At 54.4% G+C, this 13,858-nt stretch carries 15 protein-coding genes and 1 pseudogene; 7 read left to right on the top strand and 9 right to left on the bottom strand.

Annotation, left to right across the window (positions count from 1 at the left end):
* Positions 1–25 precede the first annotated feature (25 nt).
* Positions 26–796 (top strand): winged helix-turn-helix domain-containing protein, encoded by a 771-nt coding sequence (locus RHH53_RS13050; protein WP_206200515.1) that lies wholly within the window; start codon positions 26–28, stop codon positions 794–796.
* Here the strand turns inward: RHH53_RS13050 and RHH53_RS13055 are convergent.
* The 3 genes from RHH53_RS13055 to RHH53_RS13065 are packed head-to-tail and all read right to left on the bottom strand — an operon-like array spanning position 762 to position 2,178.
* Positions 762–971, bottom strand: a complete 210-nt coding sequence (locus tag RHH53_RS13055; protein ID WP_206200516.1) for a hypothetical protein — start codon at positions 969–971, stop codon at positions 762–764. The genes RHH53_RS13050 and RHH53_RS13055 overlap by 35 nt on opposite strands.
* Before the next feature lies 1 nt (position 972).
* Positions 973–1,833, bottom strand: coding sequence for a shikimate dehydrogenase (locus RHH53_RS13060; RefSeq protein ID WP_206200517.1), 861 nt, complete (start codon positions 1,831–1,833; stop codon positions 973–975).
* A gap of 6 nt (positions 1,834–1,839) precedes the next feature.
* On the bottom strand, positions 1,840–2,178 hold the full coding sequence (locus RHH53_RS13065) for a P-II family nitrogen regulator (RefSeq protein WP_206200518.1): 339 nt from the start codon (positions 2,176–2,178) through the stop codon (positions 1,840–1,842).
* Between the two features lie 177 nt (positions 2,179–2,355).
* On the opposite strand from RHH53_RS13065, the gene rph reads away from it, so the two are divergent.
* The 4 genes from rph (at position 2,356) to RHH53_RS13085 (ending at position 6,633) form a co-directional block, all read left to right on the top strand.
* Positions 2,356–3,084 carry a ribonuclease PH gene (gene rph / locus RHH53_RS13070; RefSeq protein WP_206200519.1) on the top strand — a complete coding sequence of 243 codons (729 nt, stop codon included), beginning with the start codon at positions 2,356–2,358 and terminating at the stop codon, positions 3,082–3,084.
* Entirely contained in the window at positions 3,077–3,688 is a 612-nt protein-coding gene (locus RHH53_RS13075) for a hypothetical protein (protein ID WP_206200520.1), read from the top strand. Before rph ends, RHH53_RS13075 begins: the two co-directional genes overlap by 8 nt.
* A 172-nt stretch (positions 3,689–3,860) precedes the next feature.
* Entirely contained in the window at positions 3,861–5,390 is a 1,530-nt protein-coding gene (locus tag RHH53_RS13080; RefSeq protein WP_302678503.1) for a YifB family Mg chelatase-like AAA ATPase, read from the top strand.
* Positions 5,374–6,633, top strand: a complete 1,260-nt coding sequence (locus tag RHH53_RS13085; protein ID WP_310438670.1) for an ABC transporter substrate-binding protein — start codon at positions 5,374–5,376, stop codon at positions 6,631–6,633. The genes RHH53_RS13080 and RHH53_RS13085 overlap by 17 nt, the downstream gene beginning before the upstream one ends.
* Here the strand turns inward: RHH53_RS13085 and hpnH are convergent.
* The gene (gene hpnH / locus RHH53_RS13090) at positions 6,630–7,640 is read right to left on the bottom strand and encodes an adenosyl-hopene transferase HpnH (protein ID WP_310743889.1); all 1,011 of its coding nucleotides are present in this window, start codon (positions 7,638–7,640) and stop codon (positions 6,630–6,632) included. The two genes, RHH53_RS13085 and hpnH, sit on opposite strands and share 4 nt — an antisense overlap.
* A gap of 532 nt (positions 7,641–8,172) precedes the next feature.
* On the opposite strand from hpnH, the gene RHH53_RS13095 reads away from it, so the two are divergent.
* Together RHH53_RS13095 and RHH53_RS13100 are read left to right on the top strand one after the other, a co-directional pair.
* The gene (locus tag RHH53_RS13095) at positions 8,173–10,161 is read left to right on the top strand and encodes an Rne/Rng family ribonuclease (protein WP_206200524.1); all 1,989 of its coding nucleotides are present in this window, start codon (positions 8,173–8,175) and stop codon (positions 10,159–10,161) included.
* A gap of 14 nt (positions 10,162–10,175) precedes the next feature.
* Positions 10,176–11,060, top strand: coding sequence for a glutaminase (locus RHH53_RS13100; protein WP_302678506.1), 885 nt, complete (start codon positions 10,176–10,178; stop codon positions 11,058–11,060).
* Here RHH53_RS13100 and RHH53_RS13105 read toward each other — a convergent pair.
* From RHH53_RS13105 to rpmH, 5 genes and pseudogenes are all read right to left on the bottom strand, one after another.
* Positions 11,007–11,543 carry a R3H domain-containing nucleic acid-binding protein gene (locus RHH53_RS13105; RefSeq protein ID WP_302678507.1) on the bottom strand — a complete coding sequence of 179 codons (537 nt, stop codon included), beginning with the start codon at positions 11,541–11,543 and terminating at the stop codon, positions 11,007–11,009. The two genes, RHH53_RS13100 and RHH53_RS13105, sit on opposite strands and share 54 nt — an antisense overlap.
* An 8-nt stretch (positions 11,544–11,551) precedes the next feature.
* On the bottom strand, positions 11,552–12,757 hold the full coding sequence (gene yidC / locus RHH53_RS13110) for a membrane protein insertase YidC (RefSeq protein WP_206200527.1): 1,206 nt from the start codon (positions 12,755–12,757) through the stop codon (positions 11,552–11,554).
* Positions 12,758–12,804: 47 nt separating this feature from the next.
* Entirely contained in the window at positions 12,805–13,200 is a 396-nt protein-coding gene (locus tag RHH53_RS13115; RefSeq protein ID WP_225901724.1) for a PH domain-containing protein, read from the bottom strand.
* A 72-nt stretch (positions 13,201–13,272) separates the two neighbouring features.
* Positions 13,273–13,542: pseudogene (gene rnpA, locus RHH53_RS13120) on the bottom strand (ribonuclease P protein component); the annotation flags it as partial.
* Positions 13,542–13,679, bottom strand: a complete 138-nt coding sequence (rpmH, locus tag RHH53_RS13125) for a 50S ribosomal protein L34 (protein WP_099799755.1) — start codon at positions 13,677–13,679, stop codon at positions 13,542–13,544. The pseudogene rnpA and the gene rpmH, both read right to left, overlap by 1 nt.
* Positions 13,680–13,858 lie beyond the last annotated feature (179 nt).

Below are 13,858 nucleotides of genomic sequence, written 5' to 3' on the forward strand. Positions count from 1 at the left end.
CAACCGGGCACTACGCAGGTTTTTTATGCTTTCTATTGATACAGCCGCCGAACCCGCCAAGGCTCCTTTTGCCACACCACCTGCCCTTGCCAACATCTTAGTGGTTGAAGATGAAGACCTGATTCGGGAAACCCTTGTCCTTGCTTTGCAGGAGGAAGGCTACCATACCCTTGTGGCCAGTGATGGTTATGAGGCTCTCAATCTCATTAATACCTATCTCTTGACGGATACTAATCCTGAAAAGGCAGAGGTGCATTTGATCATCCTAGATGTCATGCTGCCGGGCATCAATGGATTAGACCTATGCCGCTTAATTCGCCGTGAAGGCTGTACAGTTCCCATTCTCATGATCAGTGCCAAAGGCAGTGAAATTGATCGAGTGGTTGGCCTTGAAATTGGTGCCGATGACTACTTGGCCAAGCCCTTTGGCATGCGGGAGATGCTGGCGCGCTGTCGTGCCCTATTGCGGCGGACGCAAATTCAACAGGCTACAGTGCCAACGGTGCTGCGCTTTCGCGATCTCTGCCTCTATTCCCAAGAATGCCGCGTAACCCTGCGGGGCAAGGAGATCAATCTCTCCCCCAAAGAATATAAACTGCTTGAACTGTTTATGCGTCACCCTCGCCGCGTTTGGCCACGGGAGCAGTTACTCGATCAAGTGTGGGGGCATGACTTTATTGGCGATAGCAAAACGGTTGATGTCCACATCCGCTGGCTGCGGGAGAAAATTGAAACCGATCCCAGTCATCCCCAATACATTCTTACGGTGCGCGGTTTTGGTTATCGTTTTGGTTGAGACTCAGTAAAACAATCCCCATCAAAGCTGCCGGTAAAAGGAGCAGTAAAGTAATTAGCCCCAAATTTGGCGGCAAGGGATAGAGGGGGGCAATAAATTTAATGCCTAGGGCCATGAAGAGCGACACCAGCAAAACCGCCGATAACCACCTTAGTTCTGACAGCCAAGGTGTCATGTTATTTCTCCATCCCTAGGGCACTTTCAAGGGCAGTGGCCATGATGGCAGTGGGGGCGGGTTGGCCAATCCAGTACTCCAAGGCTGCGGCTCCCTGATGGAGAAGCATGGCAAGGCCGTCGAAGGTTTGCAGTCCCCGTGCCATCGCTAATTGCAAAAGAAGGGTGGGGCGAGGTTTGTAGATGAGGTCATAGACAATGGCGGTGGTGGGCAATCGTGCCAAGTCCTCGGCTGTGAGGGGGGTGGTGCCAGTATGGGGACTCATGCCAATGGGGGTGGTATTGACCACAAGGCTGACTTTCTCCAAACAACTGACCCGCTCTGACCATAAAAGGGGATGGAGCGTGATCTGTGGCCAACTGGCAACAAAGGCCTCTAGCCGTTCCCCTTGGCGACCACTGATATAGATCTGCCGACAGCCCAAGTCATAACAGGCAGTGACCACGGCTCGCGCGGCACCCCCATAGCCCAAGACTAAAACAGCAATCTCCGACCACGGGTAGGACTGTTGCCGCAGTGGTGCCAAGAAGCCATGCACATCGGTATTGGTACCCACCCATCCCTTTTCACTGCGATAGACGGTGTTGACTGCCCCCACCTGCTGTGCGAGGTCGCTGACATCCGCCAAATAGGGAAGGATGGTTTCTTTGTGGGGAAGGGTGACATTAAAGCCAACGACATTCAGGGCATCGAGGCCAGCGATCGCCACCCCCAACTGCTGCGGCTTCACCCAAAAGGGCACATAGACATAGTCCAGACCCAAATGCTCCAACGCGGCATTGTGCATTGCCGGTGAGAGGGTGTGGGCAATCGGGTCGCCAATCACCCCCAGAAGCTGGGTGTGGCCAGAGATCTTCGGCATCCGCTCCTAAACCGCCTCGTGATCTTTTTCGCTGGTGCGGATGCGAATGACCTGCTCAACGGGCGTCACAAAAATTTTGCCGTCGCCAATTTCCCCCGTGCGGGCAGCCTCAATAATTTTCGCCACGACCATATCCACTTGACTGTCTTCAACGACAATCTCAATTTTTAACTTTTGTAAAAATTCTACTGTGTATTCGGAGCCGCGGTAGCGCTCGGTTTGCCCCTTTTGCCGCCCAAAGCCGCGTACTTCGGAGACGGTCATGCCGACAATGCCCGCATTGACAAGGGCGATCTTGACTTCATCCAGTTTGAAGGGACGAATAATGGCTTCTACCTTTTTCAATGTCAAACTCCTTCTTTATGGCAACGGGCTAATCTTTATTTAGCATTGGCAAAAGAGTATAGCGTGTAGCAATAACTACATTATCTCCAATCCTCGGGCGATCGCCCAATGGCAAGGTCTCGCGCTGGCTCCAGAAAATAAGCTCTAATAGGGAAGGTAATTGAGAGGGAGTCAAGCATGGGGTGGCAGCGACCCGATGGCCGTCAACCACAGGAATTGCGATCGCACCAGTTTCAGCGGCATTTCACCCAATTTGCCTTAGGTTCAGTGCTCGCCCAAGCGGGGCAAACTCAAGTGTTGTGCACTGTTAGTCTCAAGGAAGGCGTACCCAAGTTTTTAGAAGGCACAGGCCAAGGCTGGCTCACCGCAGAGTACCGCATGCTACCCAGTGCAACGCGGCCACGGCAAGAGCGAGAATTTCTCAAACTCTCTGGGCGCACCCAAGAAATTCAACGCCTGATTGGTCGTAGCTTACGCTCTGCTTTGGACTTATCCTTACTGGGGGAGCGCACGCTCATTGTGGATGCGGATGTGCTCCAAGCCGATGCCGGCACGCGATCGCTGGCGATTACAGGGGGCTACATTGCCCTTGTGGATGCCCTGAGTACCTTACTTCAGGAAGGGGTACTTAGCGAATCTCCCCTATGTCATCAGGTGGCGGCAGTCTCTGTGGGGCTGATTGATGGCGACCCCTATTTGGATTTGAGCTACGCTGAGGATGTGGCAGCCAGTGTCGATTTCAATGTCGTGATGACGGCCAATGGTCAGTTCATTGAGGTTCAAGGTACAGCAGAGATCGGTTCCTTTGATCGGCCAACCCTCGATCGCCTTCTCGATGTCGCCAGCCAAGGGATTCAAGAACTCATTGAGATTCAACAGCAGGTCCTAGCGGCAAGCCATGAGTGAGCAGGCCATTTACCTCGGACACATCGTCAAGTCCAACTCCCACTGCGATTATGTGGCGCAACTGGTGGATCGCTTGGATGTGCCCCACCCCCCCGCCCCAGAAGACTATGGCTTTGGTCGCTTTGTCAAGCTCGAGGATGAGCAGCGCCACTGGGCAGTCGGGGTCATTTACAACTCTCAACTGTTGAATCCCCAGTTCCATCAGATCAGCCCGCGCCTCACCACCAATGCCGACACCTTTCTCAGTCCCGATTTGGTCAGTGAAACCCGTACACTGCTGTGGATTGCCCTCATTGGTCATTTGGTGACTACTGAGGATCGCCTCTATGGCCAGCAGGGGATGCCCACCCTTGTGGTGCCTGTGAATACGCCCGTGTGGCAATTGACCACTGCTGAGGTGTTGGCCTTTCATCGCAGTGCCCAAGGTCAAGCCCAGTTTCGCTACTATGCCCATTTGTTACGCTCAACGGGGAACTATGCCGCACCCTTGTTGGGGCAAATTCTGGAAACCATTACGCCACTGTTCAGTGGAACTGAACGGCGATCGCTCGAAATTATCAACAAAGAGTTGGCTTGGCGGCATACCTTAGGCACTTTGCGCTAAGACTGGACACAGAAATTGGGGTTTTGCAAATAAACTTCATGAAAAATCCTATGCAATGGTGACAAATTAGCGATACATCTGCTAAGGTCATTAAGTGTGTGAGGAGCGAACCAGTTAAGGGCACCGAGACGAAACACGGCCAGTCGTCGGTGCTCTTTCTGATTTTGAGGCTATGCTGGCACGGGTTTGGAGTGCTGCCGTTCTAGGAATTGACGCGATTCCCGTCGGCGTCGAAGTAGATGTTTCTAGCGGCTTGCCGGGGATTGTGGTGGTCGGTCTGCCCGATGCGGGTGTGCAAGAGGCACGGGAGCGCGTTAAGGCGGCCATTCGCAATGCCGGTTTTAGCTTCCCGATGCGGCGAATTGTTATTAATCTCACCCCCGCCGATTTACGTAAGGAAGGCCCTAGCTTTGATCTCCCCATTAGCATTGGTATCCTAGCTGCTTCAGGACAGGTTGCAACGGATTTACTCGGCGATCATCTCTTTCTCGGCGAAGTGTCCCTTGATGGCACCTTGCAACCCGTGGCCGGGGTACTGGCGATCGCCGTTGCGGCGCAAGCCCAAGGCATGACCGGTCTTGTGGTGCCCATGGCCAATGTCACTGAAGCAGCGGTGGTGCAGGGGCTAAAGGTCTATGGTTGCCACACTCTTGCCGAAGTCGCAGCCTTTTTGAATGACCCCAGCTCGCGATCGCCAGCAGCCAATTCCCTGAGTTTGCATGCCCCACCCTCTCCCCGCTTTAGTCTCGACCTTAAGGACGTGAAGGGGCAGTATCAAGCGCGGCGTGCCCTCGAAATTGCGGCTGCGGGTGGGCACAATCTCATCTTTGTCGGGCCACCGGGCAGTGGCAAAACAATGTTGGCACGGCGGTTACCCACCATCTTGCCGCCCTTGACCTTTGAGGAAGCCCTTGAAGTCACCAAAATTCACTCCGTGGCTGGACTGCTCAAAGAACGCGGCCAATTGCTCCAAGAACCCCCTTTTCGGAGTCCGCACCATTCTGCCTCTGGCCCTGCCCTTGTGGGCGGTGGCAGTTATCCGCGTCCGGGGGAAATCTCCCTTGCCCATCGGGGGGTGCTCTTTCTTGATGAATTAACGGAATTCAAGCGGGATGTGTTGGAGTTTTTGCGGCAGCCCCTTGAAGATGGCCAAGTCACCATTGCCCGCACCCGCCAATCCGTGGTGTTCCCGGCGCAATTTACCCTCGTGGCCAGCACCAATCCCTGCCCCTGTGGCTACTATGGCGATCCAGTGCAACCCTGTACCTGCTCGCCGCGCCAGCGAGAACAGTATTGGGCAAAGCTCTCTGGCCCCCTGCTGGATCGCATTGATCTGCAAGTGAGTGTCAGCCGCCTCAAGCCCGAGGAAATGACCCGCCAAACCCTAGGGGAAGATTCAGCCACGGTACGGCAGCGGGTCTTGGCGGCACGCCAACGCGCCCAACAGCGATTTGCTCAAGAACCCACTCTCCACTGCAACGCCCAAATGCAAAGCCGCCATCTGCGCCAGTGGTGTCGTTTGGATGAGACTTCGACTAATCTCTTAGAACGGGCGATCGCCCAACTGGGACTCTCGGCACGCGCCACAGACCGTATCCTAAAAGTAGCCCGTACCATTGCTGATCTGGCCGACTGTGAAACGATTGCCGCTGCCCACGTGGCCGAAGCCATTCAATACCGCACGATTGATCGTCTGCAATAGACGCGGCTGTTTCGCACTCCTACTGGGTTTCTTAGCCCTACTGCTCATCGGCTGTACAACGGCAACCCAATCCGCGAAGCCGATTGAACTGATTTTCTGGCATGGGGTCAACCCACCCCCCAACCGCGTGATCCTCCAGCGTCTTGTGGATCGCTTCAACGCCCGCCATCCCCAGATTCATGTCCAAGCTCTCTACGTTGGCCAACCCGACCAGCAGTTACCGAAAATTCTGGCCGCAGTGGTGGGCAATGCCGCCCCAGATCTGCTCTGGTATAACCCCACGATCACGGGGCAGTTTGTTGATCTGGGTGCCCTGCGTCCCCTTGATGACTGGTGGCAAGCTTCCCCCTACCGCGATCAAGTTAGTCCTGCCCTGATACCAACAATGCGCTACGGCAACCATTACTGGTCTATTCCCTTTGCCACCAACAACCTTGGAATTTTTTATCGTCCCAGTTTATTGGCTGCCGCTGGCGTGAAAACACTGCCCAGCACATGGCAGGAATTAGAGCAGGTCAGCCAAACCCTAAAGGCACAGGGCATCACCCCACTACTCCTTGCCCTTGGCCAAGGGGAATTTGCCGTCTTTACTTGGTTGCCCTTCTTTTGGAGTGCGGGTGGCAGTCTCGGAGACACACCAGAAACCGCCCACATTGACACACCCCCCGCGATCGCGGCTCTTGAGTTTTGGCAACGCCTGCGACAAGAAGGCTTAGCGACACTCTCTGCTCCGGAACGTGGTTATGAACTGGATCAATTGATTCGTGGCGAGGTGGCGATGCAAATTACAGGGCCTTGGACGTTGGCGCAACTCCAACAGTCGGGGGTGGATTTTGGCGTTCTACCCATGCCCGCCCTCAAAACCGCCGCAACCGCACTGGGGGGCGAAAATCTCTTTGTCTTTCGCTCAACACCGCAACGGGAAGAGGCTGCTCTAGCCTTTTTGGACTACGTCCTCAGTGAAGAATTTCAGACGGAGTGGGCTTTGGGCACAGGGTATTTGCCCGTGAATGAACGGGTGCGTACCAACGATCGCTATCAGGCCTTTGTAGCACAGCAACCTGCGCTTCGTGTTTTTCTAGATCAGATGGCCGCTGCTCAGGCACGTCCCAACTTCCGTGGTTATACCCGCTTTTCCCAAACCCTTGGACGAGCGATCGAAAGCGTTCTCCTTGGCAAATCAACCCCGAAAACCGCAGTGGAAACCGCAGAGCAACGTTGGCAACTGATGCGCCCGCGTTAAAAGAGACTACCCGCCGCCTTGACCATATTGGCTGGGTTAAAGGCATCCATGGCAGCGGTGGCCTCATAACCACAGTGCACCATGCAGTCACGGCACTTGGGATTGCCACTTTTGTGGCCATACTTCTCCCAATCGGTATTTTCAATCAGTTCCTTCCAAGTTTTGTAATGCCCCTCATTGAGGAGATAGCAGGGTTTTTGCCAACCCAAGACGCTATAGCTGGGCATTCCCCAAGGGGTACACTCATAGTCCTTTTCACCGACCAGGAAATCAAGGAAGAGGGGATTGTGGTTAAAGTTCCATTTCTTCTGACCCGCGCGGTAAGGATCGAGAATTTCGCGGAAGAGGGCACGGGTTTGCTCCCGTTTGAGGAAGTGCTCCTGATCCGGTGCCCACTCATAGGCATAGCCCGGCGAGATCATCATGCCATCCACCCCTAGGGAACTGACAAAGTCAAAGAACTCCTGCATTTCCTTAGGATCCACCCCTTCAAAAATTGTCGTATTGGTGGTGACACGGAAGCCCTTGGCTTTAGCCGCTTTAATCGCTTTCACCGCAATATCAAAGACCCCTTTGCGATCCACGCATTTGTCGTGCCACTCCCGCAGACCATCGAGGTGAACGCTGAAGCTAAAGTAGGGGGAGGGCTTGAATTTATGGAGATTTTCCTCTAGGAGAATACCGTTGGTGCACAGATAAACAAACTTCCGCCGTGCCACCAAGCCACTGACAATTTCATCAATTTGCGGGTGCAGCAGGGGTTCCCCACCGGGAATGGCAACAATCGGTGCACCACATTCTTCAACGGCGCGGAAGCATTCCTCTGGGGTGAGATATTTGCGCAGGACTTCAAGGGGATGCTGAATTTTACCGCAGCCCGAACAGGCGAGATTACAGCGAAAGAGAGGCTCAAGCATCAAGGTGAGGGGAAAGCGCTTTTTGCCCTGTAGGCGTTGTGAGATGATATAGGTCGCGACTTCCACTGCCTGCTTGATGTGGACTCCCATGGGCAATTCTCCTCAATGTGGCTAATTTTCTAGCCAAGACGCTTAATAGATGTTTATAGTTGTAGCAGCTTTGTGGGCGATCGCCAAAGTGTCCTATCAGGTTTGCAAAGTGGCACACTATGCTCGTGCTCAAGAGGCTAGCGGCAGCGACAGTGAAAATTTTTGCAAAATCCCCTAGCCAATCTTGACAGAGATACCTATAATCAGAGACCATTAAAGGTACTGTAGAAAAATCCCTTTTGCTTAACCTCCATAGCCTAAGAGACCAAAGGTTAAGCATAGACTTTCATCAAGGCTGGCATGGGGTGACATCTTTTCCTTCTGCAAGTCGTGCAGAGCTTTTTAGGTATCACCAGAGTTGCGTTCTGCGTTCCAATGCCAACCCACCTCTACAGGAACCCTTTTCCCAACCATCTTAAAGCCAAACTTGCACGCGTCCCTTACAGGGGCAAGAGTGGCTCAACACTGTGCTAGATGCCTTTAGCCCATTCATGCTGACGTTTATTTTGTTAAGAAATTCTAAGGATAATGAATGCCTAAGCAAATTATTATTGCCGAGGAACATCGGCTAGCGGCGGTCTTTGCCGAAGATCAAATTCAAGAATTAATCGTGGCCACGGGCACCCATCAGGTGGGGGACATCTACCTTGGGGTGGTTGAAAATGTCCTGCCGGGCATTGATGCTGCCTTTGTCAACTTGGGGGATGCCTCCCGTAATGGCTTTATCCATGTCACTGACCTTGGCCCATTGCGCCTGAAGCGAACGGCTGGGGCAATCACGGAATTGCTCGCACCGCAGCAAAAAGTGCTGGTTCAGGTCATGAAGGAACCCACGGGCACCAAGGGGCCACGGCTGACGGGAAATATTTCCCTGCCTGGGCGCTATCTCGTGCTGATGCCCTATGGTCGGGGGGTGAATCTATCGCGACGGATTACCAATGAGGCGGAACGGCATCGGCTACGTGCCTTGGGCATTTTGGTCAAACCCGCTGGCATGGGGCTACTGGTGCGTACAGAGGCTGAGGGTGTCTCCGAAGAGGCCATACTTGAGGATCTGGAACTCCTGCAACGGCAGTGGGAAACGATCCAACAGCAGGCGGCCTCCAGCCGTCCTCCCCAGCTTCTGGGGCGCGATGATGACTTTATCCAAAAAGTGTTGCGGGATGTCTATAGCAGTGATGTCAACCGCATTGTGGTGGATACTCCGGATGGGGTCAAACGGGTCAAACAGCACCTGAAAAACTGGAATGTCAATAAGCCGGTGGGGGTTCTCATTGACTATCACCAAGAACCCATTCCCATTTTGGATTACTTTCGGGTGAATGCTGCCATCCGTGAAGCCCTGAAACCCCGTGTGGATTTGCCCTCCGGTGGCTATATCATCATTCAACCAACAGAGGCACTGACGGTCATTGATGTGAACTCTGGTTCATTCACTAGTTCAGCCACCTCGCGGGAAACAGTGCTGTGGACGAACTGCGAAGCGGCTACGGAGATTGCTCGCCAACTGCGACTGCGCAATATTGCTGGCGTGATCATTGTGGATTTTATTGACATGGATTCCCGCCGCGACCAGTTGCAACTGCTGGAGCACTTTAGTAAAGCCCTGCGTGCTGATAAAGCTCGCCCCCAAATTGCTCAACTCTCAGAACTGGGGCTGGTGGAACTGACCCGCAAACGTCAAGGGCAAAATATCTATGAACTTTTTGGCCGTCCCTGTAGTGCCTGCGGTGGCTTGGGTCACTTGGTGCATTTACCCGGTGAACCGGAGGATAGCCCCGGCGAAATTGTCGAGCGATCGCCCATGCCGCGTCCACCGGAGCCACGCCGCAGTTTAGAATCCCGCACTGAACCCAATGGCTTTGCCAGTAGCAGTCTAGAGACCCAACTCATTAACCACCCTGACTATCAAGCGGTAGGGGGTATTCGCCCGCGTGCTTCCCGCAGTAGTCATCCACCAACCCCCCGCAGTCCTCGTCGTGCCTCTGAAAATGGCAATGGTCGCAAGGTGATTACCACGCCTACAGAAACGGTGCCGCCGCCAGTGGTCAAAGTGGAGAGCCGTCCGCTGCGCCCTGCCCGTCCTAGCCGCTCTGAACCAGCGGAAGTGATTACCGTAACAATGACGGATCAAGAGCAGGCGGTCTATGCGGAAATGGGAATTTCACCCCTTGTGTTGCACTCTGAGGAGGTGAAGAATCCGCGGGGAACGATTGTGATGGTGGCACGCCCCGGCCAAGACCCCCTACCCCTGCCCCAGAAAACTGCACGACCCGTTAGTGAGGGAATGCCTGAGGATATCCCAGAGACTGCTGATGAGCCGCCCGCCCCTGTGGTTAGCACGATTAATGTCGAGCCGATTCCAGCCACTGCGCTGCTCAATACCAGTGAGCCAGAAGTCACGACCGAGTCTGAATCCGGCGGGGAAGCATCCACCCCAGAGGCCTCCGTGCCCGCAGGTCGGCGGCGGCGGCGACGGGTCACCACTAGCGAGCAGCTCTCCCTCGATGCCAATACTTAGGCTCAGCAATAGCAATGTTGGGGGATCTAGACCCTGCCCTCATCCAAGAGTGGCTCAAGGCTGCATCGGCAGAACTTCCTCAGGGGGAACCCCTTCAACGGCTACCGCGGGTGGGGTCTGAAGCCTTTGCCTTTGCCCTTGTTACCCCAAAGCACCAGTTTACCCTTGGGCGTTCCAATTTGCGCTTTCCCTTAATGAGCGCAATTAAGCCCTTCTTGCTGCTGTATGCCTTGACGCTGTGGCAGGAGCAGGTGTGGACGTGGGTGGGACAGCGCCCCTCAGATTACCCCTATAACTCTGTGTTGCAGTTAACCCTTGATCAGGGGTGGCCGCGCAATCCCATGATTAATAGTGGAGCGATCGCCCTTGCTAGCCAATTGGCTGATGTTGGCGGTGTTGCGGTCTTTCAGACTTGGCTCAATGAGTGTGCGGGTACGCAGTTGCAGGTGGATCAGGAGGTGTTAGCGGCAGTCTATCGCCATCCCAACTGGCAAAATCGCACCCTTGCCCACTGTTTAGTGGAGTCTGGACGCATTGCCGATGCCGGGGTTGCCCTTGAGATCTACAATCAGGTGTGCTGTTTCCAAGGAACGATTGAGGAAGTGGCGCGCTTGGGTCTCCTGTTGGCACTGCCCCATGACAAGGTGAGCGATCGCCATCGTCAGCAGGTGAATGTGCTCATGCTCACCTGTGGCCTCTACGAGGACTCCCCCCGCTATGCCCTAGAAATTGGCTTGCCCGTGAAATCGGGTGTGAGTGGTGTGATTTTGGCCATTGTGCCGCGACAGGGGGCGATCGCCTGCTACAGTCCACCCCTCGATCGCAGTGGCAACTCGATTTTGGGTCTATACCTGCTCCAGCGCATCAGCCGCCACCTCGGCCTCAGTCCCTTGGGCTAACTGCACCACCAAGCGGCGATCCGGTTCCTCTCCATAACTAAAGGTTTCAAGGCGATCGCTCTCTACCTTGATGAGACTGTGAACAACACGCCGCTCTGCTGCAGATAGGGAGCGAATTTCAACGGGTTTACCGGTGTCGAGGACTTGGGCAGCCACCTGATGGGCAATCTCCTGCAACTGGCGATAACGGGCGCGGCGATAGCCCGCCAATTCCAAGGTAAAAGCCGTTTGCTCCTCCCGCGATCGCCCCAAATTCAACGTGGCATTGAGCAGATATTGCAACGCATCGAGAGCTTGGGCATTGTTGGCCAGCAGGGATTCAATTTGCGCAGCACTCAGGGACTGGCGATCGATCTCTAGCCAGTGCCCCGGCACCACACTTGCCAAAGGGGACTCCACCACAGAAACGGTTGTCTTAAAGCCTGCTAGAGCAAGCACCTGTTCCAGCCACGCACACCCCGCAGCAATTGGATCAGCGGTCATGCCTCCCCTCAACTTGATGGATGACGCTTGGCTTTAGTGGCCTTGGCACTTTTAACCCCCTTGCCCTCAAAGGGGAGAGCAGCCCGATTTTTAATCGCTTCAGCCCGTTCCTGCTCCTCCACGAGTTTTTGCAGGTTCTCTGGCAGCGGCTCCTGTTGGAGAATAAAGGTTTGCACCGTCTGGAAGATGTTGGCGATTAGCATATAGAGCAGCACCCCGGCCGGCAGTGGGAAAAAGAGGAACATCCCAGAGAAGATAATCGGCGTCAATTGATTCACAGTTTGCTGCTGCGGGTTATTGCTGCTGCCTTGGCCAGAGAGCAACTGGTTGACGTAGAGACTGACACCAAAGCCAAGGATCATGATCAGGATATCCCAGTGGATCGCGCCCCAATTAAACTGGCGTGTGCCATCGGGCAGCGTGATGAAGAGTTCCCCTTGATCAATGACACCCACATGGCCAAGGGCAGAGATAAAGAGGAAACCTTTATCCGCCGCAATCCCCGGAATCGTTCCCTGAACCGTTACATCACCGGGTTGCAGGGCTTGCAGATGCCCCTCACTGTCAATGGTTGCCCGCTCTTGACCGCGAATAATTTGCCACTTGGGTTGCAGGTGACTATTGGGATAGGCGGCGGCCAGTTCACTAAAGGGTTTCCCCTCCTTGGTTTGGAATTGGAGATCCACCGTTTGACCCACTGGAATCTTGGTACCGCTGGGAACCACCGCCTGAATGGGGAAGTGGATGCCCTCATCAACGTAGATATTTTGCGGCTTAGTGGCAAAGGGCTGGGCTAAGACAGTTTGATCAGGGGGAACAATTTGTAGGTTGAGCTGGTAATTCACATCGGCAAAGGGTGATCCGCGGAGCGTGGCAAAGAGAGCAAAGAGAATCGGCAACTGCAACAGCAGGGGGAAACACCCCGCCAAGGGATTACCAAACTCCTTGTACACCTCTGCCATTGCCTTTTGCTGTTCGGCAGGATTATCCTTGTATTTCTGTTGGATTTCCTGCATCCGTTTTTGCATGATCGGCTGCACAACTTTCATGCGCCGCATATTGCGAATGGATCCCGCACTGAGGGGATAGACGGCAAAGCGCACCACCAGTGTCAGCGCCACAATCGCAAGGCCATAGCTGGGCACAATCCCATAGAAAAAGTCAAGGATTGGCAGCATGACATTGTTGGAGAGGAAACCGATACCAAAATCCATGGAATCCTGCAATTAAGGGTGAACAGTTAACAGAACTATCTTAGGTCTTAAGAACCAATCGCGCCACTGACACTTTTGGCAGCGGGACTCAATTTGGCAGAAATATAGTCATAAATTTCACGGAAGCGGGGGACAGCACGCATTTCTAAGCGGCTACCATCTTTGAGGGTGACGACCATATCACCGTAGGCGCCCCAGCCGCGAGGAACGGTGACGACTTTGGTGATTTCGCTATAAATGACATCGGAGCGATCGCGCCCCATCCAGCCGCCTATCACCGTAATCCGCCGATTGGTAATGCGGTAGCGCAGCCAGAGGGCACGGACAATGGCACCAACGGTAAGGGGCAGACAAATCACCGTTAGCCCCAACAGTAAGTTGATCACCAAGTCACCCCAATGGGGACCGCCTTCGTAGAAAACGTCTTCGGAAATTCCCGGCATCGTCAGTACCCCTGCTTTGGCCATTAACTGCGTCAATTCAGCGCGACAGTCCTCGTCACTCACTTGCAGTGCCGCCTGACGCACTACCACAATCATATCCCACCCTGCGGCTATCTGCAGTAAGAGTGAGCCGATCACCCGTCGCCACTGCCGTTTCAAACGGTTGCGATCGACGGCTCGCTTACTCACCTTTTTGCTGACCACAATGCCCAGCCGTGGTGCTGCCTTGACGGCTTGGGGCGCCAGCCAAAGAACGGCCAGTTTGCCGTGGTGGGCGGTTTTGTGTTGATAGACGCGGTCAAAATCATAGCGATCGCGCAGGCGATGTTGACGAGGGAGCACTAGACTGCAAGCCGTGCCCGTCCTTTACGCCGCCGTGCCTTAATGACGTTCTGACCTGATTTGGTGCGCATGCGCGCGCGGAACCCAGAGGTGCGTTTACGTTTGCGGACAGTACCGCCCAGTGTACGTTGCGTCATGGCTGTTGCAGTTATGATGGTTAATCAGAAAAAACACTGCCCCAAGGGGCACGCCCTAGTCAGTCGTTAGAGCGATCTACAATCGTATCACTTCCCGTGAGGCAGCGGTAGCCCTGCAAGGCTATTGCCGTCTTGGTCGTGTTGCCTATCATTGCTCACATCCTACGGACGAGGTTTGC

The organism is Thermosynechococcus sp. PKX82, from assembly GCF_031583255.1.
Taxonomy (GTDB): Bacteria; Cyanobacteriota; Cyanobacteriia; order Thermosynechococcales; family Thermosynechococcaceae; genus Thermosynechococcus.